The 26,070-nt window shown below is 65.6% G+C and carries 16 protein-coding genes and 1 pseudogene; 11 read left to right on the forward strand and 6 right to left on the reverse strand.

Features of this window, described 5'->3' with window-relative positions; genetic code table 11:
- The first annotated feature begins 235 nt into the window (after positions 1-235).
- Positions 236-1,324 carry a catalase family protein gene (locus BSZ14_RS13775; RefSeq protein ID WP_083748262.1) on the forward strand — a complete coding sequence of 363 codons (1,089 nt, stop codon included), beginning with the start codon at positions 236-238 and terminating at the stop codon, positions 1,322-1,324.
- Between the two features lie 28 nt (positions 1,325-1,352).
- Positions 1,353-2,126 (forward strand): metallophosphoesterase family protein, encoded by a 774-nt coding sequence (locus BSZ14_RS13780; RefSeq protein WP_076711355.1) that lies wholly within the window; start codon positions 1,353-1,355, stop codon positions 2,124-2,126.
- A 127-nt stretch (positions 2,127-2,253) separates the two neighbouring features.
- On the opposite strand, the gene BSZ14_RS19715 is transcribed toward BSZ14_RS13780, so the two are convergent.
- A complete protein-coding gene (locus tag BSZ14_RS19715) occupies positions 2,254-2,910 on the reverse strand; it encodes a hypothetical protein (RefSeq protein ID WP_158069212.1) in 657 nt (218 codons plus the stop codon).
- A 399-nt stretch (positions 2,911-3,309) separates the two neighbouring features.
- Here BSZ14_RS19715 and rpoB point away from each other — a divergent pair, with 399 nt between their 5' ends.
- The 3 genes from rpoB to BSZ14_RS13800 all read left to right on the forward strand — a co-directional run bounded on the left by rpoB (position 3,310) and on the right by BSZ14_RS13800 (position 12,309).
- Positions 3,310-7,488 carry a DNA-directed RNA polymerase subunit beta gene (gene rpoB, locus BSZ14_RS13790; protein WP_076711357.1) on the forward strand — a complete coding sequence of 1,393 codons (4,179 nt, stop codon included), beginning with the start codon at positions 3,310-3,312 and terminating at the stop codon, positions 7,486-7,488.
- Between the two features lie 85 nt (positions 7,489-7,573).
- Complete coding sequence (gene rpoC, locus BSZ14_RS13795) at positions 7,574-11,860, forward strand: DNA-directed RNA polymerase subunit beta' (protein WP_042491446.1); 4,287 nt, start codon at positions 7,574-7,576, stop codon at positions 11,858-11,860.
- Positions 11,861-12,129: 269 nt separating this feature from the next.
- On the forward strand, positions 12,130-12,309 hold the full coding sequence (locus tag BSZ14_RS13800; protein WP_076711358.1) for a hypothetical protein: 180 nt from the start codon (positions 12,130-12,132) through the stop codon (positions 12,307-12,309).
- Between the two features lie 458 nt (positions 12,310-12,767).
- On the opposite strand, the gene BSZ14_RS13805 is transcribed toward BSZ14_RS13800, so the two are convergent.
- On the reverse strand, positions 12,768-13,283 hold the full coding sequence (locus tag BSZ14_RS13805) for a hypothetical protein (RefSeq protein WP_139330453.1): 516 nt from the start codon (positions 13,281-13,283) through the stop codon (positions 12,768-12,770).
- On the opposite strand from BSZ14_RS13805, the gene BSZ14_RS13810 reads away from it, so the two are divergent.
- Positions 13,282-15,012, forward strand: a complete 1,731-nt coding sequence (locus BSZ14_RS13810) for a hypothetical protein (RefSeq protein ID WP_241823764.1) — start codon at positions 13,282-13,284, stop codon at positions 15,010-15,012. The two genes, BSZ14_RS13805 and BSZ14_RS13810, sit on opposite strands and share 2 nt — an antisense overlap.
- 3 nt (positions 15,013-15,015) lie before the next feature.
- On the opposite strand, the gene BSZ14_RS13815 is transcribed toward BSZ14_RS13810, so the two are convergent.
- The 3 genes from BSZ14_RS13815 to rplJ form a co-directional block, all read right to left on the reverse strand.
- Positions 15,016-15,339 (reverse strand): DUF5694 domain-containing protein, encoded by a 324-nt coding sequence (locus BSZ14_RS13815; RefSeq protein WP_241823765.1) that lies wholly within the window; start codon positions 15,337-15,339, stop codon positions 15,016-15,018.
- An 86-nt stretch (positions 15,340-15,425) separates the two neighbouring features.
- The gene (gene rplL, locus BSZ14_RS13820) at positions 15,426-15,800 is read right to left on the reverse strand and encodes a 50S ribosomal protein L7/L12 (protein WP_076711360.1); all 375 of its coding nucleotides are present in this window, start codon (positions 15,798-15,800) and stop codon (positions 15,426-15,428) included.
- A gap of 69 nt (positions 15,801-15,869) precedes the next feature.
- Complete coding sequence (gene rplJ, locus BSZ14_RS13825) at positions 15,870-16,391, reverse strand: 50S ribosomal protein L10 (protein WP_042483938.1); 522 nt, start codon at positions 16,389-16,391, stop codon at positions 15,870-15,872.
- Between the two features lie 440 nt (positions 16,392-16,831).
- Here rplJ and BSZ14_RS13830 point away from each other — a divergent pair, with 440 nt between their 5' ends.
- The 3 genes and pseudogenes from BSZ14_RS13830 to BSZ14_RS13840 all read left to right on the forward strand — a co-directional run bounded on the left by BSZ14_RS13830 (position 16,832) and on the right by BSZ14_RS13840 (position 21,430).
- Positions 16,832-19,312 carry a PhoX family protein gene (locus tag BSZ14_RS13830; protein ID WP_076711361.1) on the forward strand — a complete coding sequence of 827 codons (2,481 nt, stop codon included), beginning with the start codon at positions 16,832-16,834 and terminating at the stop codon, positions 19,310-19,312.
- Positions 19,313-19,404: 92 nt separating this feature from the next.
- A pseudogene (locus BSZ14_RS13835) lies at positions 19,405-20,472 on the forward strand (lactonase family protein); the annotation flags it as partial.
- Positions 20,473-20,725: 253 nt separating this feature from the next.
- A complete protein-coding gene (locus BSZ14_RS13840; RefSeq protein WP_076711362.1) occupies positions 20,726-21,430 on the forward strand; it encodes an HPP family protein in 705 nt (234 codons plus the stop codon).
- A gap of 217 nt (positions 21,431-21,647) precedes the next feature.
- Here BSZ14_RS13840 and BSZ14_RS13845 read toward each other — a convergent pair whose 3' ends face one another.
- On the reverse strand, positions 21,648-24,020 hold the full coding sequence (locus BSZ14_RS13845; protein ID WP_076711373.1) for a TonB-dependent receptor: 2,373 nt from the start codon (positions 24,018-24,020) through the stop codon (positions 21,648-21,650).
- 368 nt (positions 24,021-24,388) lie between these two features.
- Between BSZ14_RS13845 and BSZ14_RS13850 the strand changes: the two genes are divergently transcribed.
- A complete protein-coding gene (locus BSZ14_RS13850; RefSeq protein WP_042483828.1) occupies positions 24,389-25,033 on the forward strand; it encodes a DUF47 domain-containing protein in 645 nt (214 codons plus the stop codon).
- A gap of 10 nt (positions 25,034-25,043) precedes the next feature.
- Entirely contained in the window at positions 25,044-26,057 is a 1,014-nt protein-coding gene (locus tag BSZ14_RS13855; RefSeq protein ID WP_042483831.1) for an inorganic phosphate transporter, read from the forward strand.
- The last annotated feature ends 13 nt before the right edge of the window (positions 26,058-26,070 follow it).

Consider the following 26,070-nt stretch of genomic DNA (forward strand, 5'->3'; position numbering starts at 1 on the left):
CCGCAGGCGGGAGGGGGTTGGGGGGAGGGCAAGCAGTCTCATAGAGCCTGTCGCTTGTGGCCTTCCCTCCCCCATCCCAGTTTCAGGTCGGTCATGCCGGGGGCATGACCGACCTGAAACTCACCTGCGGGAGGGGAGCGGCAAGACGGGAGGGCGTGCGCTGTCATCGAGTCCGTGACTGAAAGGAACGCTATCCCCCAACATGGGTTGGTGGGGACCCACAGGGAGAGCCCCGATGAAGACCCCCGTCGCATTCACCCCCCAGGTCGAAGACGTTAGCCCCAAAGAAGGCGAAACCGTCGACCAGATGAAGCAGTCGTTCGAGCATATCCTCGACACCACCTCCAAGGATTATGGCCATGGCGTCCGCGCCGTCCATGCCAAGGCGCATGGCATCATCCGGGGCAAGCTGAAGGTCCATGACGATCTTCCGCCCGAACTGGCGCAGGGGCTGTTCGCGAAGCCGGGCGCGTATGACGCGGTGGCGCGTATCTCGACCAATCCCGGCGATATCCTGGACGACGCCATCGGCCTGCCGCGCGGCCTCGCGCTCAAGGTCATCGGGGTCGAGGGCGAGCGGCTGCCCGGATCGGAAGGCGATGCGACGCAGGATTTCGTCATGGCCAATGCGCCGGTCTTCACCGCGCCGACGGCCGATGCCTTCGCCAAGAACCTTAAGATGCTCGCCTCCACGACGGACAAGTTCGAGGGCGGCAAGAAGCTGCTGTCCGGCATCCTGCGCGGGGTCGAGGCCACGCTGGAGACGGTCGGCCTGGAGAGCGCGACGCTCAAGACGCTGGGCGGATCGAAGCAGGTGCATCCGCTGGGCGAGACCTATTACAGCCAGACCCCGTTCCGCTACGGCGATCATATCGCCAAGTTCGGCCTGTTCCCGGTCAGCCCTGCGCTGACCCAGCTGACCGGCGATACGGTCAGCACGCATGACCGCCCCGACGCCCTTCGCGAGGTGGTGCGCGAGGTGATGATCGAGCAAGGCGGCGAGTGGGAGCTGCGGGTCCAGCTGAACCGCGACCTCGACGCCATGCCGATCGAGGACGCCACCGCCGAATGGAGCGAAGAGGATAGCCCGTACGTCACCGTCGCGACTTTCACCGCCGAACCGCAGATCAGCTGGCAGGACGGCCAGACCAACGCGATCGACGATGCGCTGTCCTACAGCATCTGGCACGGTCTGGCGGCGCACCAGCCGCTGGGCAATATCAATCGGGCGCGTAAGGATACCTATCGCTTCTCGGCCGACTATCGCGGTCGGGTGAATGGTTGCCCGATGCACGAGCCGCGCGCGCTGGCCGAGTTGCCGTGAGGCAGGGGCAGCGGCTAGGACAGGCGGCATGATCCGCCTGTTTCATGTCAGCGACGTGCATTTCGGTGCCGAGGACCCCGCCGCGCTCGCCTGGTTCGCCGAGCGGGTCTCGGCGGAAAAGCCGCATGCGGTCATCATGACCGGTGACCTGACCATGAGGGCGACCAAGCGCGAGTTCCAGGCGGGCGGCGCGTGGCTTCAATCGCTGGGTGTGCCGGTGACGGTTGAGGTCGGCAATCACGACATCCCCTATTATTGGGACCCGTTCCGGCGGCTGTTCGCGCCGTACCAGCGTTACGCCGCGATCGAACGGATGATCGAGAAGCCGCTTGACCTCCCCGGCGTGACCGTGGTGCCGTTGAAGACCACCGCGCGCGCGCAATGGCGGTGGAACTGGTCCAAGGGGCGGGTGAGCAGCGGTTCGCTCCGCCGCGCACTGGCGCTGATCGAACAGGCGCCCAAGGATCACCTGATCCTGGTCGCCGCGCATCACCCGCTGATCGAGGGGCCGACCAAGGGCACCGCCAAGACCCGCAACGGCGACGCAGCGCTGACGCAATTGGCGGCGGCGGGCGCGCATGCGGTGTTGTCGGGCCATGTCCATGACCCGTTCGACGTGCCGATCGACCGTGACGGCCGGATCATCCGGATGATCGGTGCTGGCACCCTGTCCAAGCGCACGCGCAAGACGCCGCCCGCGTTCAACGAACTGCGGATCGAGGGGCTGGGCTTCGAGACGCTGGTCCGCAGCTTCGGTGAAACCGCGCCGCATGTGATTACCGAGGACATGCGGGCGGGGTAGCAACGAAATATGGGGCGTGGGCTTCGACTTCGCTCAGCCTGAACGGCTGTTTGGAAAAGCCCTCTACCTCCGTTCAGCCTGAGCGAAGTCGAAGGCCACCCTTCGACCACCCGACCTCACCCCCGCATCACATGCGGCCGAGCGGCGACCTGATCGTACATCCGCCCCGGCTGGTCGAGCCAGATCGGCGACAGCTTGCTGGAATCCGTCCGCTCCAGCCCGACCGCATAGGCGCAGCGGGACACGCCCCAGTCGGTATGCGCGGCGGCGCGACCGGCTCGGCGACGGCGCGCGACGTCGGGGCGGGGAGCGCCGGAACCTTGCGGCTGCGACGACCCAGCCAGATGCCGATGGCCAGCGCCGCCAGGCCCGTGCCGATCAGCAGCGGCCAGAAGGGTAGCCCGCGATCCGCGTCATTCTGCTGCTCGGGCGTCTCGACCGGCGTCGGGCTGTGCGTCGGCGTGGGGGTCGCGCGCGGGATCGGCCGGGGTGTCGGGGTGGCGCGCGGCGTCGGCGTCGCGGCCGGGGCGGCCTGCGGCGTGGTCTGGCTGGGCAGGATCAGGCGCGGCGTCGGCGGGGTCGGCACGGCCGACGGATTGGCCTGCGGCGTCGAAAGGCGCGGGCTCAGGCTGAATCCCTCCAGCCCGCCGGTGCCTGCGCGCGCGGCATCATTGTCCTGCGACGTGCTCTGGAACGGGACGGCAGCGGCGGGCAGCGGGGCGAGCACCGGCACCAGCGTCAGGGCAAGAAGGCGCGCGGCGCGGCGCGGCCCGGACGATGTCATGAAATGCATTCCTCGTGGTAACTACAATCTTCAACCGCCGTCCGGGTCCCAGACCCGGCCGCACCAGCCGTGCCCCGGAGGCCCGGCGGATGCAACCCCATATAGTAACCCCATATGCGGCCAATATGTGGCAAGCCCTGCGCCAGCGGGAACTTTGCCCCTGCCTGCGCGTGCGTCGGTTTGACACTCGGGGGTGCAGCGCCTATATCGCGGTCACTCACCACGATCCTCGGGAAATGACGCGCCTTCGCGCAGCGTGTCGGTCGAATGGAGGATCGCTGGTTCAACGGACGCCGGATGCCGCCGCAGACACTTGCGCGCGGCCTTTCGGCGTCTGTCGTTGCGTCTGGTCCGGAGGCATCCGGGCAATGATTTACGGCTGACGAGGCAGACAGACCCATGGCAACCAAGGCGATCGACAGCGGCTCCGCCCCGCGCAAGGGCGATGGCGGCACCGCCAAGCGGCGTATCCGCAAGGTGTTCGGAGACATCCACGAAGTGGTGCAGATGCCGAACCTGATCGAGGTTCAGCGCGAAAGCTACGAGCAGTTCCTGCGCTCGGACAAGTCCACGGGCCATGTCTCGGGGCTGGAAAAGACGCTGCGCAGCGTCTTCCCGATCCAGGATTTTGCCGGCACCGCCTATCTGGATTTCGACGACTATGTCCTCGAAGACCCGAAGTTCGACGTGGAAGAGTGTCGCCAGCGGGGCATCACCTATGCCGCGCCGATGCGCGTCACGCTGCGCCTGACCGCGTTCGAGGTCGATCCCGATACCGAAGCCAAGTCGGTCATCGATATCAAGGAGCAGGACGTCTACATGGGCGACATGCCCCTGATGACGGAGAACGGCACCTTCTTCATCAACGGCACCGAGCGCGTCATCGTCAGCCAGATGCACCGTTCGCCGGGCGTGCTGTTCGACCATGACCGCGGCAAGACCCACGCCTCGGGCAAGTATCTGTTCGCCGCGCGCGTGATCCCGTATCGCGGCTCGTGGCTGGACTTCGAGTTCGACGCCAAGGACATCGTCAACGTCCGTATCGACCGCAAGCGCAAGCTGCCGGTGACGGCGCTGCTCTATGCGCTGGGCATGAACTCGGAAGAGATCCTCAACTATTTCTACAACCGCCTGACCTTCGTTCGTGGCGACGGCGGCTGGAAGATCCCGTTCCAGGCCGAGAACTGGCGTGGCGCCAAGCCGATGTTCGACATCGTCGATGCGGACTCGGGCGAGGTCGTGTTCCCGGCCGGTCAGAAGATCAGCCCCCGCGCGGCCAACAAGGCGGCCAAGGACGGCCTGTCGCAGCTGCTGATCCCGACCGAGGAAATCTTCGGCCGCTACAGCGCCTACGACCTCATCAACGAGCAGACCGGCGAAATCTACGTCGAGGCGGGTGACGAGATCAGCGCCGAGAATCTGGAAGCGCTGGACAAGGCGGGCGTCGACACGATCGAACTGCTCGACATCGACCATGTCGCGACCGGTCCGTGGATCCGCAACACGCTGAAGGCCGACAAGGCCGAAGAGCGTGAGCAGGCGCTGTCCGACATCTACCGCGTGATGCGCCCCGGCGAACCGCCGACGCTGGAGACGGCGGAGTCGCTGTTCGCCGGCCTGTTCTTCGATCCCGACCGCTACGACCTGTCGGCCGTGGGTCGCGTCAAGCTGAACATGCGCCTCGACCTCGACTGCCCGGACACGGTGACGACGCTGCGCACCGAGGACATTCTGGCGGTCGTCAAGACGCTGGTCGACCTGAAGGACGGCAAGGGCGAAATCGACGATATCGACAATCTCGGCAACCGCCGCGTGCGTTCGGTGGGCGAGCTGCTGGAGAACCAGTATCGCGTCGGCCTGCTGCGCATGGAGCGTGCGGTCAAGGAGCGCATGTCGTCGGTCGACGTGTCGACCGTGATGCCGAACGACCTGATCAACGCCAAGCCCGCCGTGGCGGCCGTGCGTGAGTTCTTCGGTTCGTCGCAGCTGTCGCAGTTCATGGACCAGACCAACCCGCTCTCCGAAGTGACGCACAAGCGTCGCGTCTCGGCGCTCGGGCCGGGCGGTCTGACGCGTGAGCGCGCGGGCTTCGAAGTCCGCGACGTTCACCCGACGCACTATGGCCGCATCTGCCCGATCGAAACGCCGGAAGGCCCGAACATCGGCCTCATCAACTCGCTGTCGACCTTCGCCCGCGTCAACAAGTATGGCTTCATCGAGACGCCGTACCGCAAGGTGATCGACGGCCGCGTCACCGACGAGGTCGTGTACCTGTCGGCGATGGAAGAGCAGAAGCACACCGTCGCCCAGGCTTCGGCCGCGACGGATGCGGACAACCGCTTCACCGAGGACCTCGTCTCGGCGCGTCAGGCGGGTGAATTCCTGATGGCGCTGCCCGATCAGATCACGCTGATGGACGTGTCGCCGAAGCAGCTCGTCTCTGTCGCCGCCTCGCTCATTCCGTTCCTGGAAAACGACGACGCCAACCGCGCGCTCATGGGCTCGAACATGCAGCGTCAGGCCGTGCCGCTGGTGAAGGCGGAAGCGCCCTTCGTCGGCACCGGCATGGAAGAGACCGTGGCCCGCGACTCGGGTGCGGCGATCGCGGCGAAGCGCGCCGGTATCGTCGACCAGGTCGATGCCAGCCGCATCGTGGTTCGCGCGACCGGAGAGGTCGATGCGGGCAAGTCGGGCGTCGACATCTACACGCTGATGAAGTTCCAGCGCTCGAACCAGTCGACCTGCATCAACCAGCGTCCGCTGGTGAAGGTGGGCGACGTCGTGAAGGCGGGCGACGTGATCGCCGACGGCCCCTCGACCGAGTTCGGCGAGCTGGCGCTGGGCCGCAACGCGCTCGTCGCGTTCATGCCCTGGAACGGCTACAACTATGAGGACTCGATCCTCATCTCCGAGCGGATCGTGAAGGACGACGTGTTCACGTCGATCCATATCGACGAGTTCGAAGTCATGGCGCGCGACACCAAGCTCGGGCCGGAGGATATCACCCGCGACATTCCGAACGTGGGTGAAGAGGCGCTGCGCAACCTCGACGAGGCGGGCATCGTCTATGTCGGTGCCGAGGTAGAGCCGGGCGACATTCTGGTCGGCAAGATCACGCCGAAGGGCGAATCGCCGATGACGCCGGAGGAAAAGCTCCTCCGCGCGATCTTCGGTGAAAAGGCCAGCGACGTGCGCGACACCTCGCTCCGCCTGCCGCCGGGCGTGGCCGGTACGATCGTCGACGTGCGCGTCTTCAATCGTCACGGCATCGACAAGGACGAGCGCGCGATGGCGATCGAGCGCGAGGAGATCGAGCGTCTGAAGAAAGACGCCGACGACGAGCGCACCATCCTCAACCGGGCGACCTGGAGCCGCCTGCGCGAGATGCTGCTCGACCAGACCGCCACCGCCGCGCCCAAGGGCGTCAAGAAGGGCATCGTCATCGATGCCGAGGTGCTGGAATCGGTCGATCGCCACGAGTGGTGGAAGTTCGCCGTCGCCGACGATGCGCGCCAGAGCGATCTGGAAGCGGTCAAGGCGCAGTATGACGAAGCCGCCAAGCGGATCACGGACAAGTTCCATGACCGTCGCGACAAGCTTGAGCGTGGTGACGAGCTGCCGCCGGGCGTGCTGAAGATGGTCAAGGTCTTCGTCGCGGTGAAGCGCAAGCTGCAGCCGGGCGACAAGATGGCCGGCCGTCACGGCAACAAGGGCGTCATCAGCCGCATCCTGCCGCAGGAGGATATGCCCTTCCTCGCGGACGGTACGCCGGTCGATCTCGTGCTGAACCCGCTGGGCGTGCCGTCGCGCATGAACGTCGGTCAGATCTTCGAGACCCACTTGGGCTGGGCGGCGCGCAACTTGGGTATGCAGGTGGCGGCGCAGCTCGAGGATTGGCGCGAAGCCAATCCCGACGCCAAGCCGGGCGCGGTGCCGGAAGCGGTGAAGGCGCGGCTCGTGGAAATCTACGGCGATCACTATGCCGAAGACATCCAGAACCGTGACGACGAGGAAGTGGCCGAGCTGGTCCAGAACATCCGCACCGGCGTGCCGATGGGGACCCCGGTGTTCGACGGCGCACGCGAGAGCGACGTGTCGGAGATGCTGGAGCTGGCGGGTCTGCACACCTCGGGCCAGTCGGACCTGTTCGACGGGCGCACCGGCGATCAGTTCGACCGCAAGGTGACCGTGGGCATCATCTACATGCTGAAGCTGCACCACCTGGTCGACGACAAGATCCATGCGCGTTCGATTGGGCCGTACTCGCTCGTTACCCAGCAGCCGCTGGGCGGTAAGGCGCAGTTCGGTGGCCAGCGCTTCGGTGAGATGGAAGTGTGGGCGCTGCAGGCTTATGGCGCGGCGTACACGCTCCAGGAAATGCTGACGGTGAAATCGGACGACGTGGTCGGCCGCACCAAGGTCTACGAAGCGATCGTCAAGGGCGACGACACCTTCGAGGCGGGCATCCCGGAGAGCTTCAACGTGCTGGTCAAGGAAATGCGCTCGCTGGGTCTCAACGTCGACCTCAAGTCGATGGAAGAGGCGCAGGACGACGGTCTGGCCGAGGCGGCGGAGTAAGAAACGGAGCCGGCGGGGCGAAATGCTCCACCGGCCTCCGCTCAAGCTCGCCCGATGAATTTTCCCTCCCTGTGAGGAAAGCAAGATGAACGAACTGACCAACTTCGCCAATCCGGTGGCCAAGCCGGAAACCTTCGACCAGATTCAGATCGGTATCGCGTCGCCCGACAAGATCCGTTCCTGGTCGTTCGGCGAGATCAAGAAGCCCGAGACGATCAACTACCGCACGTTCAAGCCGGAACGTGACGGCCTGTTCTGCGCGCGCATCTTCGGTCCGATCAAGGATTACGAATGCTTGTGCGGCAAGTACAAGCGCATGAAGTACAAGGGCATCGTCTGCGAAAAGTGCGGTGTCGAAGTCACGGTGTCGAAGGTCCGCCGCGAGCGGATGGGCCATATCGAACTGGCGGCACCCGTCGCGCACATCTGGTTCCTGAAGTCGCTGCCGTCGCGCATCGGCCTGCTGCTCGACATGCAGTTGAAGCAGCTCGAGCGCGTGCTGTACTTCGAAGCCTATATCGTCATCGAGCCGGGCCTGACCCCGCTGGAGAAGTATCAGCTTCTCACCGAGGACGAACTGCTCGACGCGCAGGATGAATATGGCGAGGACGCCTTCTCGGCCGGGATCGGCGCCGAGGCGGTCCGCATCATGCTCGAGAATCTCGACCTGGAAGGCGAGAAGGTCGCGCTGCTCGAAGAGCTGGCGACGACCAAGTCGGAGCTGAAGCCCAAGAAGATCATCAAGCGGCTGAAGGTCGTCGAGAGCTTCCTGGAATCGGGCAACCGTCCCGAGTGGATGATCCTGGAAGTCATTCCGGTCATCCCGCCCGAGCTGCGCCCGCTGGTGCCGCTGGACGGCGGTCGTTTCGCGACCTCGGACCTGAACGACCTGTATCGCCGCGTCATCAACCGCAACAACCGCCTGAAGCGCTTGATGGAGCTGCGTGCGCCGGACATCATCGTCCGCAACGAAAAGCGCATGTTGCAGGAAGCGGTCGACGCGCTGTTCGACAATGGCCGTCGCGGCCGCACGATCACGGGTGCCAACAAGCGTCCGCTGAAGTCGCTGTCCGACATGCTGAAGGGCAAGCAGGGCCGCTTCCGCCAGAACCTTCTCGGCAAGCGCGTCGACTATTCGGGCCGTTCGGTCATCGTGACCGGTCCGGAGCTGAAGCTGCACCAGTGCGGCCTGCCCAAGAAGATGGCGCTCGAGCTGTTCAAGCCGTTCATCTATGCCCGTCTGGACGCCAAGGGTCTGTCGATGACCCTTAAGCAGGCCAAGAAGTGGGTCGAGAAGGAGCGCAAGGAAGTCTGGGACATCCTGGACGAGGTGATCCGCGAGCACCCGGTCATGCTGAACCGCGCGCCGACGCTTCACCGTCTGGGCATCCAGGCGTTCGAGCCGGTGCTGATCGAGGGCAAGGCGATCCAGCTTCACCCGCTGGTCTGCTCGGCCTTCAACGCCGACTTCGACGGCGACCAGATGGCCGTCCACGTTCCGCTGTCGCTCGAAGCGCAGCTGGAAGCGCGCGTCCTGATGATGTCGACCAACAACATCCTGTCGCCCGCCAACGGCAAGCCGATCATCGTGCCGTCGCAGGACATGGTGCTGGGCCTCTATTACCTCTCGCTCGAAAAGCAGAAGGAACCGGGCGAGGGCATGATGCTGGCGGACATGGAGGAGGTCCATCAGGCCCTCTTCGCCGGTGCCGTGACGCTTCACACCAAGATCATCAGTCGCGTTCCGCAGACCGATGAGCAGGGCAACCAGTATCTCAAGCGCTTCGAGACGACGCCGGGCCGCATGCTGCTGGGCGAGACGCTGCCGAAGAGCCACAAGGTGCCCTTCGACATCGTCAACCGCGTCCTGACCAAGAAGGACGTCGGCGAGGTGATCGACGAGGTGTATCGTCACACCGGCCAGAAGGAGACCGTGCTGTTCGCCGATGCGATCATGGCACTGGGCTTCCGTCACGCGTTCCGCGCCGGCATCTCGTTCGGCAAGGACGACATGATCATCGCACCGGACAAGGATCGTCTGGTCGACGAGACGCGCGAGCAGGTGAAGGACTTCGAGCAGCAGTATCAGGACGGCCTGATCACGCAGCAGGAGAAGTACAATAAGGTGATCGACGCCTGGAGCCGTTGCGGCGACCAGGTCGCGAACTCGATGATGAACGAGATCAAGGCGGTCCGTCATTATGAGGACGGCCCGATGGAAGGCCGTGAAAAGCCGATCAACTCGATCTACATGATGGCCCACTCGGGCGCCCGTGGTAGCCCCGCCCAGATCAAGCAGCTGGCGGGTATGCGCGGCCTGATGGCCAAGCCGTCGGGCGAGATCATCGAAACGCCGATCATCTCGAACTTCAAGGAAGGTCTGACCGTCCTTGAATATTTCAACTCGACCCACGGCGCGCGTAAGGGCCTGGCTGACACGGCACTGAAGACGGCGAACTCGGGTTACCTGACCCGTCGTCTGGTTGACGTCAGCCAGGACTGCGTCATCATCGAAGAGGATTGCGGCACGACCCGCGCCCTGGAGATGAAGGCGATCGTGCAGGGCGGCTCGACCATCGCCTCGCTCGGCGAGCGTATCCTGGGCCGCACCACGGCCGAGGACATCGTCAACGCCAAGACCGGCGAAGTCATCATCGCATCGGGCGTCCTGCTCGACGAGCCGATGGTGGCTAAGATCGAGGCGGCGAACACCCAGTCGGTCAAGATCCGCAGCCCGCTGGTCTGCGAGTCGAAGATCGGTGTCTGCGGCAAGTGCTATGGCCGTGACCTCGCGCGCGGTACGCCGGTAAACATCGGTGAAGCGGTCGGCGTCATCGCGGCGCAGTCGATCGGTGAGCCGGGCACGCAGCTGACCATGCGTACCTTCCACATCGGTGGTGCGGCGCAGCTGAACGAGCAGTCGAACCTGGAAGCGGCGGCCGATGGTACGGTCGAATTCCGCGACCTGCGTCTGATCACCGATCAGCGTGGTCGTCGCGTGGTGCTGAGCCGTTCGGGTGAGATCGCGATCGTCGACATGGACGGCCGCGAGCTGGCGGTCGACCGTATTCCCTACGGTGCGTACGTCCTGTTCGACGATGGCCACATCGTGTCGAAGGGCGACCGCATGGCGGAGTGGGACCCGTTCACCATGCCGGTGATCACCGAAAACCCCGGTACGGTGAAGTTCCAGGACCTGATCGAGGGCAAGACCCTGACCGAGCAGGTCGACGAAGCCACGGGTATCGCCCAGCGTGTCGTCACCGAATATCGCGCCTCGACCAAGTCGAAGGAGGATCTGCGTCCCCGCATGACCCTGCTCGACGACAATTCGGGCGAGGCCGGTCGCTACATGCTGGCGCCGGGTGCGACGCTCTCGGTCGAGGACGGGGCGCAGGTGCAGGGCGGTGACGTTCTGGCGCGTGTCGCCCGCGAGTCGGCCAAGACCCGCGACATCACCGGCGGTCTGCCGCGCGTCGCCGAGCTGTTCGAGGCACGCGTTCCCAAGGACTCGGCGATCATCGCCAAGGTCTCGGGCCGTGTCGTGTTCGGCAAGGATTACAAGGCGAAGCGCAAGATCGGCATCCAGCCCGAGGATGGCGGCGATGTGGTCGAGTATCTGGTGCCGAAGTCGAAGGTGATCGATGTTCAGGAAGGCGACTACGTCAAGCGTGGCGACAACCTGATCGGCGGTTCGCCCGATCCGCACGACATTCTGGAAACGATGGGCGTGGAGCCGCTGGCCGAATATCTGGTCAGCGAAATCCAGGAAGTGTATCGTCTCCAGGGCGTGAAGATCAACGACAAGCACATCGAGACGATCGTTCGTCAGATGCTGCAAAAGGTCGAGATCACCGACGGCGGCGACACCACGCTGCTGAAGGGCGAGCAGGTCGATCGCGAGGAAATGGACGCGATCAACGAAAAGCTCGACGCCAACCAGGCGCGTGCGCAGGGCAAGCCCGTCCTGCTCGGCATCACCAAGGCGTCGCTGCAGACTCGCAGCTTCATCTCGGCGGCGTCGTTCCAGGAGACCACCCGCGTCCTCACCGAGGCGGCGGTCCAAGGCAAGCAGGACACGCTGATGGGCCTGAAGGAGAATGTCATCGTCGGCCGCCTGATCCCGGCGGGCACCGGCGCTGGCATGAACCGCCTGCGTGTGGCGGCCTCCAGCCGCGACGCGGCGCTCCGTGCGCAGCAGCGCAAGCTGGCCGAGGCGATCGTCGCACCGGTCAGCGCCGCCGAAGAGCGGGCTGCCGAACAGGCTCGCTCGGCGCGTGACGCGGGCGGCACCGGCAACGATCCGCTGGCCGAGGTCGCACCCTCGGGCCACGGCACGGACGCCGATGCCGGTGAGTATCTGAACGACTGATCCGACTGACGGATTGGAATGAAAGGGCCGCCGTCCGGGCAACCGGGCGGCGGCTTTTTACCGCCAACAGGGCGGCCCCTTGATCTGAAGCAGGCCCGCGGTTCCCGGCCATGATTTGTAACAGAAAAAACGACGGTTTTGCGCCGAATGGAGGGTGCGCAAGGCCGGACGCAGGAACCGAAACGCCCTCCCAACCATATACGAATGTTGGAGAAGATCCCGGGGATGTGCGGGTTATTGGTGCATCGTCGGGACCCCGGAGACCTGAAATGACGTCGCCTGAGATTGACGAAGACTATTTCTATCAGCGTGCCGAAACCGAACTCGAACTGGCCCAGAAGGCGACCCATCCTGCTGCCGTTCGAGCGCATTACATCATCGCCAACCACTATCTCGACCGGGTATACAGCCAGTCGGACGCCAATGCGGTGGTCGAGGCGGCGGAGTAAGACGGCGCCGGAATTAGCCCGAGATTCGAACGCATTGCAGCCGCCTCGACCGCTCCTGGTCGGGGCGGTTTTGCTATGAGCGGTGATGGCGGTCTCCCCATTCCCCAGTGCAAGGCGAGGGAGAACAGCGACGCTGGCAGAGGGGGGGCAGCTTTCGATAGCGGGACACCCCTCCGTCCGCGCTTCCCCCCGCCCCTTCAGCGGAGGGGCAGGAGGTGAGGCGTTTCGGCAAACGCCGGGCCTGTGACGATGCCCCACCTCAACCGCTCCCCTAAAGGGGGGCTAGAGTTGAAAGCGATCAGCATTGCACGGTTTTAGCCCCTCCCCTTCAGGGGAGGGGTTGGGGTGGGGCATCGCCATGGGCGTTTCGCTTGCGGAAGCGCCCCACCCCCGGTCCCTCCCCTGAAGGGGAGGGGTGAGCAGAGTTGATCGTTTTCGACTCTAGGCTCGGTTCGATCCTATGTCATCATGCTCCAATGAGCGGAAACGCAATCGGCTGAACGAACGATCCTCGCATGATGGCCTTGCCACCCGAGTCCCACATCCCTCAACGGCAAAGACGGGCCGTTCCCGACCCGCCTCTCCATCCTTCGGGAATATCCTCTCGACCAGATCGGGACGATATCGATCGCCGCCAGATGGCCATGGCTGGAGAGCGCAGCGAGGATCACGAACGCCTCCTGGCCGCCGATGCCATTGGGATAAAGTAGCAGAGGATCCGTCTTCCCATTGTAGATCAAATGCTTATCCACCGCCGTCGCACCCCGATGAGGGTCGGTGCGCTGAAGTCCAGTCATTGGCGACGCGAAGTGAGGTAGCGATATTCTGGTGTTCGATGTTGCAATGTGGCGCCTAATGTTCGGCTGATTTCCTGTTTTACCCATTCTTTTATTTGCAAAAATGCGCAAATAGCCAAATCCGGCGACCTGATTGCTGCTCGACAGAGGCGTATTGGCGACATAGGCGAGCGCCATGATTTCAGATCCCATTCACGGTCGCCGCAGGATTGCCTGGAATGACATTTTCGTCGTCCTGACGGCCTGGCTGGTGGCGATGCTAATCTTCTTCCGCATGCCGATCGCCAGCGGGTTCGATCTGGGATTCGGCGAGCGCGGCGATGCGCTGATCGAGATGACCATCCTCGAACATTGGCGCAACGTCTGGTCGGGGGTGTCGTCATGGAACAGCGGCTTCTACTTCCACCCTTATGGCGGCACGCTGGGCTATAATGACGGCTATTTCCTCTATGGCATCGTCTACAGCCTGTGGCGGCTGGTCGCCGATCCGTTCCATGCCGACACGCTCAATATCCTGACGTTCAAGACGATCGGCTTTTTCGCCGCTTATGCCCTGGTGGCGCGCACCCTGTGCTGGGGGCGGGGGGCGGCGGTCTTGGTCGCGCTGCTCTGGACGATCGCCAGCAACATCCATCTGCAGGCGGTCCATGCCCAGTTGCAGAGTGTCGCGCTACTTCCCCTTGCGATGATGCTGGCGATTACATGCGTCCGGGCCGAGGGAGTGGGGCGGCATGGCGCGGCGCGGGTGCGGGCGGTGGGCCTGGCCGCGCTGATGGCGGCGTGGCTGATGACCTCTTATTACATGGCCTGGTTCACCATCTTCTCGGCCTGCCTGTTCCTGCTGTGCTGGGGCGTGATGACCGGTCAGGCGCGGCCCGCCGCCGCCTTTGCGCTGGTTCGCCGCCATGCCGGGACGATCGCGGTCGGCGTCGCGGCCTTTGCCGTCCTGATCCTGCCCTTCCTGATCGTCTACCTGCCCAAGATGCGCGAGACGGGAGGCGAGGGGCTGGAGGACATGCTGGGCTATCTCGTCACGCCGGTCATCGACATGGTGAATGTGGGGCCGGGCAATTACATATGGGGCTGGCTGTTCACGCCGCTTCACGCGCTGGTCCATCATCTGCTGCCCGACGATCCCGACCTGCCGCGCCGGGTGCTGGGCGGCGAGCATGAGGCGGGATTTCCGCTGTTGATGGTCGCGCTGCTGCTGGTTGCGGCCTGGCGGATCGTCGTGCGGAGAGAGGTGGGGCAAGCCGAGGCGCCGGTAACGTTGCGCGCCTTCACCCTGGCCATGATGGTCGCCTGGGTCCTGACGCTGCAATTCTGGTATGCCTCGCCCTGGCTGCTCGTGTTCGAACTGGTGCCGGGGGCCAAGGGGTTGCGCACCGTGTCGCGTTACCAGCTGTGGCTGACCCTGCCGTTCCTGCTCATCATCGTGGCGGGCTGGAGGGCGCAGGCGGCGCGGTTGCGGGAGAAGCGTCCGGCCTGGGTGGCGGCGATCGTCGCGCTGTTGGTCGCCGAGAATCTGAGCGCCGAGACGCCCGCCCAGCTCAGCCGCGCCGAGCAGCGCGCCGCCCTGTTCGCGATTCCGCGGCCGCCGCGCGACTGTCGCGTATTCTACGTCACCGCGTCGCGGGTGACCGAGCCGCTCTATATCAGCGAGGAGTTGCACAAGCTCTATCCGCACAATGTCGACGGCATGTTCCTGGCCGAGTTGTGGCGGGTGCCGACGATCAACGGCTTCTCGACCTTCAACCCGCCCGACTGGCACTTCGGCGATCCGCTGGCGGCGGACTATGATGGGCGGGTGGCGACCTATGCGCGGCGACATGGGCTTCGTGGCGTCTGTGGCCTCGACGTGCGGCGGGTGCAGCCCTGGGCACGGCTCCAGGATCAGCCCGGGTAGTGCCTATCGCAGCAGGGGAGCGATATTAATCAGCGTCGCGTCGCGCATCTGGTTCAGATAGGCCTCGTAATAGGGTTTGTGCGACGCACCGACGATCGCGATCAGCCGCGTCCCAGGCGCGCGGCCCAGCACCTCGCGTATGTTCGCCACCATACGCAGGTTGCGGGTTTCCCAATAGGCGACGTACCGCCGTCCATAGGCTTGCTCCGAGGATTCGGCGAGTGCGGCGCCCCAGTCGGAGCGATAGGCCTCTACCTCCTCGGCATAGTGATCGCCGGAGTCAATCCGGTGGCTGGCCGTCGTCCCGACCTGAAGACGCTCGCCCAACAGAAAAGGGCGACCCCCGAAAGGGCCGCCCTTAACTTTAGCTCGCCAAGCGAACGGGTGCGGCCGGTTGCCCAGCCGTAGTCCGATTACTTGAGCTCGACGGTCGCGCCGGCTTCTTCGAGCTGCTTCTTGATCTTCTCGGCCTCGTCCTTGGCAATGCCTTCCTTGACGGGCTTCGGAGCGCCTTCGACCAGCGCCTTGGCTTCGGTCAGGCCCAGGCCGGTGATCGCACGGACTTCCTTGATGACGTTGATCTTCTTGCCACCGTCGCCGGTGAGGATCACGTCGAATTCGGTCTTCTCTTCAGCGGCCGGAGCGGCAGCGCCGCCAGCAGCAGGAGCCGCGGCAACAGCCGCGGCGGCCGAGACGCCCCACTTTTCTTCGAGCAGCTTCGAGAGCTCAGCGGCCTCGAGGACGGTCAGCTCGCTCAGCTGGTCAACCAGCGCGTTCAGGTCTGCCATGGTCTTATCTCCAATACGGGCCGTCTAAAATGGCCCGAGTGTGTCAGTTCAATCGTGTACGCCCGAAGATCAGGCGGCTTCCTTGTCCTTGTCGGCATAAGCCGCGAGGACGCGGGCGATCTGCGCCGCGGGAGCCTGGGTGATGGTTGCCAGCTTCGTGGCGGGTGCCACGATGAGGCCGACAATCTTCGCCCGGAGCTCGTCCAGCGAGGGCAGAGTCGCCAGCGCCTGCACGCCTGCGACATCAAGGACGTTCGCACCCATCGATCCGCCGACGATCTCGAACTTGTCGGTCGTCTTGGCGAAGTCCACGGCCACCTTGGCGGCGGCCACGGGATCGATCGAGCTGGCAATGCCGACGGGACCCGTCAGCATGTCAGCGACACCGGCATAGTCGGTGCCCTGGGCTGCGATCTTGGCAAGCCGGTTCTTCGAGACCTTGTAGGTCGCGCCGGCTTCCCGCATCTTCGTGCGCAGGGCCGTCGACTGAGCGACGGTCATGCCGTGGTTGCGGGTGATGACCACCACGCCAACCTCGTTGAAGTTGCGGTTCAGTTCGGCGACGGCCTGGCTCTTTTGATCGCGATCCATGCCATTCTCCATGGTTGGAACGGCCGCGAACGACCATCCCGGTTGCTTGACCGGGGGATGAAACCACCCCTCGGGGTGTCCAGCGATGGGGAATGGGCAACCGACGCGTGAGAAACGCGGGGCAGACCGGGCGGGACCAGCGAGTGGTACGACCGGCAAAATCCTTTTCCCCGTCTCGGCAGGAGATTAAGCCAGGGCATATTCCCCGGCACCTGCTGTCTTGGACGGAATCCGAACGGGCAAGCCCATCCGGATGCGGGGCTGCCCTTACGGGGATCACGCCGGGGAGTCAAGCGATCCCATCGCATGACGATCTTGTCATGTCCCAGTCACGCATCGGTCACCGACATGACGCGGAAATGAAGCGTGGATGACTTGGTCGGGCGGCAAAGCCCCCCTGTCTACCGCAACGCTTCCCGCGCGGTATCGGGGGAAATTCCATGTCGGATATCAACACCATGGTCGCCTATGATGATGGCGACATCGACACCAACCGCTCTGCGAATGCGCATATGAGCGACCTGATCGCCACCCGCCTGTCGCGCCGCCAGACGCTGCGCCACGGCGTATCGGCGATGACCACCGCGCTGTTCGGCGGGGCGCTGCTGGCCGGTTGCGACGACGAGAACCCGCAGGCGGTCACCGCCACCGCGGCGGGCAGCACCGCCAGCGTCGCGGCGGGCCGCCCCGTCACGCTGACCGGCACGGTCGGCAGCGGCCAGGTCGCCAATGTGAACTGGAGCCAGACGGGGGGTCCGTCGGTCACGCTGACGGGCGCCAACCAGCTGGTCGCCTCGTTCCGCGCACCCGCCGTGGCGACCGCGACGCAGCTGGCGTTCAAGCTGGAGATCACCAGCCGCGACGGTCTGGTCACCAACAACACGGTGACGGTCACCGTGACGCCGATCACGCTCGACTTCACCGCCGTGCCGCACAGCCTGGCCGATGTGGTGACGGTGCCCTCGGGCTATAGCGTGACCGTGCTCTATCGCCTGGGCGATCCGATCAGCAGCGCCGTCCCGGCATTTGGCAATAACGGCACCGACACCAATTTCGCGCAGCGCGCGGGCGACCATCATGACGGGATGAGCTATTTCGGCCTGTCCTCGTCGGGCGCCAATCCGGACCCGAACAGCAGCACGCGGGGGCTTCTGGTCCTCAACCACGAGAACATCACCCAGCTTTATCTCCATGCCAACGGCCCGACGCCCGCCCCGCGTCCCGAGGCGGAAGCGATCAAGGAGATCGAGTGCCACGGCGTCTCGGTGGTCGAGGTCGCCCGCACGAACGGCGCCTGGACCTATGTCCAGAGCTCGTCGCTGAACCGCCGCATCACGCCCAATACCCCGATGGCGTTCAGCGGCCCGGTGAAGGGCAATGCCTGGCTGAAGACCGCCTATTCGACCAACGGCACCATGGGCCGCGGCACGATCAACAACTGCGCCAACGGCACGATGGCGTGGAACACGTACCTGACCAACGAAGAGAATTGGGCGGGTTATTTCCGCCGGACCGCCGGTGACGCGGCGGTGCGGACCGCGACCACGGCCCGGCAGAACGTCTCGCTGGCGCGCTATGGCATCAGCGAGGGGCGCTCGGGCAATTATGGCTGGACCACGGTCACGCCGTCGGACGCGTCGAGCACGATCTTCCGCCGCTGGAACGCGACCGCGAACGCCGCGCTGGCCGCCGATGGCACCGCCGACTTCCGGCACGAGCCGTTCCAGTTCGGCTGGGTGGTCGAGATCGATCCGTTCAACCCGAACTCGACCCCGCGCAAGCGCACCGCGCTCGGCCGCATGAACCATGAAGGCTGCCAGAGCGGCCGGATGATCGCCGGGGTCCGCCCCGCCTTCTACATGGGCGACGATGCGCAGAACGAATATATCTACAAGTTCGTCTCGGCGACGCCGTGGAATGCCTCGGACGCCAGCGCCAGCGATCGTCTGGCGGTGGGCGACAAGTATCTGGACAATGGCACGCTCTATGTCGCCAGGTTCAATGCGGACGGCACCGGCCTGTGGATGCCGCTGGTCTTCGGGCAGAACGGGCTGAATTCGTCGAACAGCATCTATCCCTTCGCCGACCAGGCCGATGTCCTGATCAACACCCGTCTGGCGGGCGACGTGCTGGGCGCGACGAAGATGGACCGGCCGGAATGGACCGCCGTCAACCCGGCGACCGGCGAGATGTATTGCACGCTGACCAACAACGCCTCGCGCCGCCCGGTCGCCTCGGGCAGCCTGACCGGCGTCGATGCGGCCAACCCGCGCGCCTATGTCGATGCGCCATCGACCTCGGTCGGCAACCGCAACGGCCACATCATCCGTATCCGCGAGACGAACGACACGACCGAGGCGACCAGCTTCACCTGGGACGTCTATGCCTTCGGGGCGGGGGCGGACCTGGACCCGACCAACATCAACCTGTCGGGCCTGGATGCGACCAACGACTTCTCGTCGCCCGATGGCCTGTGGTTCAGCCTGCCGAGCAATGTCGCAGGGCAGCAGACGCCGGTGATGTGGATCCAGACCGATGACGGCGCCTTCACCGACGTCACCAACTGCATGATGCTGGCCGCGATCCCGGGCCGGGTCGGCGATGGCGGCACCCGCCCGGTGACGAGCAGCGCGGGCGGGGCGAGCGCGACCGTCACCACCCGCATCGGCAAGGCGCCGGGCGTGACGCTGAAGCGCTTCCTGGTCGGTCCGAAGCAGTGCGAGATCACCGGCATCCACTCGACGCCGGACGGCACGTCGGTGTTCGTCAACATCCAGCATCCGGGCGAGGACGCCAGCAGCCCGGCGGCCCCGACCAGCAACTGGCCGGACAGCCAGGGCGGTTCGGCCTCGGCGACGATCCGTCCGCGCTCGGCCACCATCGTCATCACCAAGAATGACGGCGGCGTGGTCGCGATCTGATCGGCTGATCGCATCGCAGGCGCCGGGGGGCGGGAAGGCGATTGCCTTCCTGCCCCCTTTGGCGTTTGAAGGCCGCCGAACGGAGAGGCGGCATGACGACGACACGGCGTGAGGTGATAGCGGGCGCGATCGTGGCCACGGGACTGGGCGTCGCGGGCGAGCCGCTGTTCGCGCGCGTGTCGGCGCGGGACCGACTGATCGCGGGCACTTATGCCAATGAGGGTGGCAAGGGTGTGTATCCCATCGTCGACGGGCGCGTAGGCCGGCCGGTGCCGGGAATCATCAATGCTTCCTACGGTGTGGGTGGCGGTCCGAACGGCACCGTCTATCTGCTGCGCGAACAGGCCGAGGGGCGCGTGACCGGCTATGCCCCGGACTGGACCGCGCGGGGCGGTGCCTCGACCGGCGGGGCGGACCCATGTCATGTCGCGATCGACCATGCATCGGCCTGTCTGGCCGTCGCCAATTATTCCAGCGGTTCGGTCGCCTTCTATCGGCTGGATCGGCGCACGGGCGCGACCGGCGCGGCGCAACTGTTCCAGCATCGCGGTCACGGCCCCAACACTGAGCGTCAGGCCGGGCCGCACGCGCATTGGGTGGGGTTCAGCCCCGACCGGCGCTGGCTCCATGCGGTCGATCTGGGGGCGGATGCGATCTTCGCCTATCGCTTCGATCCGGTGGCGCGCACGCTCGCCGAGCCGGTGCTGGCCTGGTCCGCTCCGGCGGGGGCGGGGCCGCGCCACATGGTCCGCCACCCGACCCTGCCGCGCGCCTATCTCGCCTGCGAACTGACGCCGAAGCTGTTCGTCCTCGATGCGCTGCCCGATGGGCGTTTTCGTGATGCGGGCGAACACGCGCTGCTCCCCGAGGGGACGACGGGGCCGTCCTATGCCGCGCATATCGCGATCGATCGGGCGGGGCGGACGCTCTATGTCTCCAATCGCGGCGCGAACAGCATCACGGTCTTCGCGCTCGATGCCAGGGGCGAGCCCCGGGTGGTGCAGCATGTCCCGACCGGCGGCGACTGGCCGCGCTTCTTCCTGCTGCGCGAGGGGCGGGGGGAGATGCTGGTGGCGAACGAGCGATCGGGGACGGTCGTGGCGTTCCGCGTCGCCCCTGACGGTCGCCTTACCTCGTCCGGCCGCAGCATCGCCATTCCGGGCGTGGTGTTCCTGGCCGAGGATCGAGGGGGCAAAACCCTGCCAGAAAACGCACCCCCTCCCGCAGGCGGGAGGGGGCCGGGGGAGGGCAAGGTGTCTCACCGAAACCGTCGCTTGCGGCGCAGCCCCCACCCCAAACCAGTTTCAGGTAAACGATGCCCCGCATCGTTTAGGTCATGCCGGGGGCATGACCGACCTGAAACTCCCCTGCCGGGAGGAGGGGCTTATCCAACGCCAAACCCCATAGGCCACCATGCGCTTCTTCCAACCCCTGCTCGCCGGAGCCACGCTGTCCGGCCGTCTGCTCGCCTGTGCCGGGGCGGTCATCGGCATCGCGCTGACCATCATCGTGTGCGGCGGCCTGCCCATGTTCGGTCCCGACCTGCCGATCATCGTCGCACCGCTCGGGGCCTCAGCGGTGCTGGTCTTCGCCGTGCCCGCCAGCCCGCTGGCCCAGCCCTGGTCGGTGGTCGGCGGCAATGTCCTGTCGACGCTGGTCGGGGTAGCGATGTTCCAGGCGATCCCGTCGCTACCCCTGGCGGCCGGGTGCGCGGTCGGGGGGGCGATCCTGGTCATGTCATTGGCGCGCTGCCTGCATCCACCGGGCGGCGCGGCGGCGCTGACAGCGGTGATCGGCAGCCAGGGGATCCATGCGGCGGGCTTTTCCTTCGCCTTTGCGCCGGTCGCGATCAACTCGATCGCGCTGGTGGCGCTGGGCATGTTCTTCCACCGGGCGACGGGGCGCAGCTATCCGCACGAGCCCGCGCTGGCTCCGCCGGTCGGCGACGCCTCGCGCATCCGGGCCGAGGATGTCGATGCCGCGCTGGCGGACATGCATGAGAGCTTCGACATCGCGCGCGAGGATCTGGACATGCTGCTCGCCCATGCCGAGCGCCATGCGCGGGCGAGGGCAAAGCCGGTGACGGCCGGGCGATTGCGGATTTTGCGGCGGGGGTAGGGCGTGGCCTTCGACTACGCTCAGGCTGAACGGGGGTGGGATCGACCCCACCCCGTCCGTTCGCGCTGAGCGTAGTCGAAGCGCACGGGTTAACCGGGCGGCTTGGCCAATGTCTGCCCATGGCCTTCGACGTCGCTCAGGCTGAACGGACGGGGGATAACAAAAGGCCCGCCCCTCGGCCTGAGGGGCGGGCCTTTCCGTCACGCGGTCGAGCCGATCAGCGATACTTGCCGGTGAACGACACGCCGATGATGCGCGGTTCGTTGAACACGGCCGCCATATAGTTCTCGATCACGCCCTTGAGGTTCTTCTCGTTCGTGATGTTGCGGGCAAAGACCGACAGGCTCCAGTCGTCGTTCGGCGCGGCATAGCCGATGCTCAGGCCGCCCTCGAAATTGCCGTTCGAGGTGAACTCCTTGGTCCGGTACAGGACGAAGTTGGTATAGCCCTGCAGGTTCCAGTCGGTCGAGATGAACGCCTTGCCGCCATCGGCCAGCGGCATGTCGTACTTGGCCGCCAGGTTGACGTTATATTCCGGCGCGTTGGGCAGCGGGTTGCCGTTGATCGGCACGAAGAACGCCTTCGAGCCGAAGATCGTGCGGGTCGTCACCGGGCCGTTCAGCACGGTGCAGACCATCACGCCGTTCAGGCCGCAGGTCTGGACGCTGACGTTGCGGTCGCGGATCTCCGAGTGCAGCAGGCTGACGCCCGCCGACAGCGCCAGGTTGCGCACCGGCAGCCACTGGGCATCGGCTTCCAGGCCGTACGCCACCGCCTTGTCGGCATTGAGCAGTACGCCGTTGCCGTCCGAGTCGTTGCCGTTCAGCTGGATGTTCTTGACGCGATAGGCAAAGGCCGCCGCGTTCAGGCGCAGCGTGTTGTCGAACAGCTTCGACTTGAAGCCGGTCTCGAACGACAGGTTCGTTTCCGAACCGGCAGTCGAGAAGTCCGAGTTGAACACCGCCGAACGCCCCTGGATGGTCGGGCCACGGAAGCCCTGTGCCGCGCGGACATAGACGTTCAGGTTCGGATTGACCTCATACATGGCCGACAGGTCCCAGCTGGGCTGGGTGTCCGACAGGCGCACGTCGCGACGACCGGTATAGCGTACACCACCGTCGGGACGGCCCGGTGCCTTCAGCAGCTGGGTGCGCTTGGTGTCCTCGCTGATCCGGCCACCGGCGGTCAGGGTCAGGCGGTCGGTCGCCTGATAGCTGACCTGCCCGAACACGCCCCATGAGGTGTTGACGTTGTGCAGGCGGACCCAGTTGTCCGGGTTGTTGGTGTTCGGATTGCCGGGCGCGGCCGGGTTGTAGGCGGGCAGCAGGAAAAAGCGGCGCTGATAGAAGTCGGTGACGTCGCGGCTGTCGAAATAGATGCCGCCGACCTGCCACTTGAACGCGCCGGTGCCGGTCGAGGCCAGGCGGACTTCCTGCGTCCACTGGTCGAGACCCCGCACCTGGCCCAGGCTCAGGCCATAGCCGTTGGGCTGGCCGCCCACAGGGAAGTTCGCGGCCGCGCCACCGTCGGTGTCGCCCTTGCTGAAGCCCGCCGTGGTCTCATAGGCGGTGATCGATGTCAGCTCAGCCCCACCCATGTCCCAGGCGGCGCGCAGCGAGGTGCCTTGCGTGTCGTAGGACTGCGGGTTGTTCTGACCCTCGTCATAGGCGACACGGTCGCGCGGTTCGGCCGACACGTCGCGCGAACCCTTCTTCAGGGCAGCCCGATGGAACAGCGTCGAGGTGCCGTCATACCAGCGCGCATGGCCCGACAGGTTGAACGACAGCGTGTCGGTCGGCGTCAGCAGCAGCTGGAGGCGGACGTCGCGCTCGGTGAAGCCGCCCATGGCATTGTTCTTCGGGGTCAGCGTGCCGTCCAGGCTGGTGCCCGCATAGGTGTTGTCGACCCAGTTGTCGCGATGCTGGACCAGCGCCGACAGGCGGAAGGCCAGCACGTCGCGGATCAGGGGGCCGCCGACACCGGCGTCCATGCTGATCGTGTTGTAGCTGCCGATCGAGGCGGTGGCGCGGCTCTGGAAGCTCTGCGTCGGCTTGATCGTGTCGAACTTGATGATGCCCGCGGTCGTGTTGCGACCGAACAGCGAACCCTGCGGCCCGCGCAGCACTTCGACCTGGTCGACGTCGAAGATCGGGTTCGACTTCAGCACGACATGCTCCAGGACCACGTCGTCCTGGATGATCGACACGGGCTGCGACGCGCCCAGATAGAAGTCGATATTGCCGAGGCCGCGAATGTAGAAGCGCGGGAAGATGCGGCCGGTGGTCGTCTCGGCATACAGGCCGGGCACGCGGCCCGACAGCGCCAGGATGTCCTCACCGCCCTGCTGGAAGGTGCGCAGGTTCGACCCGCTGACCACGCCGACCGACACCGGCACGCGGTTCAGGCTTTCCGAACGGCGCTCGGCGGTGACGACGACGTCGCCCAGACCCTGCTGCTCGTCGGTCGCGGCGGTGGTGGCCCCATTCTGGGCGTTGCCCTGATCGGCGGCCGTCTGTGCCATCGCAGGCGCGGTCGCCAGCGTTCCCCACGCAGCGCCCAGCAGCGCCGCGGTCTTGATAACCGATTTCATATAGTCCCCACGCTCCGGCGGGCGGTTCACGCCGCCCGACTGGTTAGATTCTCCCGGTAGGGCGGGCCGTTAGAGGCGCATTATGGCGCTCGCGTGACAGAGGTGATGCGGAAAAACCACAATGGCCGATGAATTTGCAATCGGTCGTGGCCATGGCTCAACCGCCTTGGCGCGGCCGCTCTGGACCCTGTTGTCACAGAGTTGTAACCCGGTTTTGCTTGACGGGGGGCCTGCGTCTGGTCAGGGGGGCGGCGTTCGTGCCATCCTCGGTTCTTGACCCTTTGACGGTCCGGCGTTTCGTCGTGGCCCGATCGGTCACGGCCTGAAGACGTGTACGTTATCGGATCACTATCGGGGTTTACCGACTGATGTTCGCCTGGTTCCAACGCCTCCTGCCGAAGACGGGAAATTTCTTCGAGCTGTTCGAGGCGCAAGCCGCCACCATCCTTGCGGGGGCCGAGGCCACCGTTCGGCTGTTCGACAGCCAGGGTCACACCGCCGACGAGATCGCCGTCGTCGCCGCGCGCGAGCATGACGCCGACGAGATCACGCGACAGGTGCTGACCTCGGTCCGCTCGACCTTCCTGACGCCGTTCGACCGCGCCTCGATCACCTCGCTGATCGGCTCGCTGGACGATACGATCGACGAAATGAACGCGGCGGCCACCGCGATCGGCCTGTACCGGCTGACCAACTTCGCGCCCGAGATGCGCGAGATGGCGGCGGTCGCGGTCGAGGCGGCCCGGCTGACCGTCGAGGCGATGCCGCTGATGCGCGACGTCGCGCGCAACGGCGACCGCCTCCACGCGCTGACCGAGGAGCTGGTCCGGCTGGAAGGGCGTGCCGACGAGATCCATGCGGCAGGCCTGAAGCGCACGCTGGACGAATGCGGCGAGCGCGACACGCTGCGCTTCGTCATCGAAAAGGAAGTCTACAAGCATCTGGAGCGCATCCTCGACGCGTTCGAGGATGTCGCCGACGAGATCGACGGCATCGTCATCGATCACGCCTGAGGCGGCGGCAATGCATGAACTCGCCTTTCCGTTGCTGGCCGGCCTGATCCTGGTCGCGCTGGCGTTCGATTATCTCAACGGCCTGCATGACGCGGCCAACTCGATCGCCACGGTGGTCGCGACCCGGCTGCTGTCACCGGTCGCGGCGGTGGTGTTCGCGGCCTTCTTCAACTTCGCGGCCTATTTCCTGACCGTCGCCTTCCCCAGCCTGCACAAGGTGGCGGAGACGGTCGGCAAGGGCCTGATCGCCCAGGACGTGGTGACGCCCGCCGTCATCTTCGGCGCGCTGGGTGGGGCGATGGCGTGGAACGTCATCACCTGGCTGCGCGGCATTCCGTCGTCGAGCAGCCATGCGCTGGTCGGCGGGCTGGTCGGTGCCGGTGTCGCCCATGCGGGCATGGGCGCGGTCCAGTGGGCGGGGTTGAACAAGACGCTGCTCGCCATCGTGCTGTCGCCGCTGCTCGGCATGATGCTGGCGATGCTGGTCATGCTGCTGAGCAGCTGGGCACTGCGTCGGTCGACGGCGGGGCAGGCGGAGCGCAGCTTCCGTGCGCTGCACCTCGTCTCGTCGGCGGCCTATTCGCTCAGCCACGGGCTGAACGATGCGCAGAAGACGATGGGCATCATTACCGTCCTCCTCTATTCGACCGGCCGCCTGACCGGCCCGTTCGAGGTGCCGCACTGGGTCGCCATTTCCTGCTATGTCGCCATGGCGCTGGGCACGATGACCGGCGGCTGGAAGATCATCGAGACGATGGGCAGCCGCATCACCAAGCTGTCGCAGCACCAGGGGTTCAGCGCCTCGACCGCTGGCTCGATCGTGATCTTCTGTGCCTCGGCCCTGGGTATCCCGGTGTCGACGACGCATACCATCACCGGCTCGATCATCGGCGCGGGCGTCGCGCGGCGCGCCTCGGCGGTGCGCTGGGGCGTGGCAGGCAATGTGGTGATCGCCTGGATCATCACCATCCCGGCCTCCGCCGTGATGGGGGCAGGGTTCTACCTGCTTACCCGGTTGTTCTGATTGGGGGGAGGGC

This window comes from Sphingomonas sp. Sph1(2015), assembly GCF_001970915.1.
Taxonomy (GTDB): Bacteria; Pseudomonadota; Alphaproteobacteria; order Sphingomonadales; family Sphingomonadaceae; genus Sphingomonas; species Sphingomonas parapaucimobilis.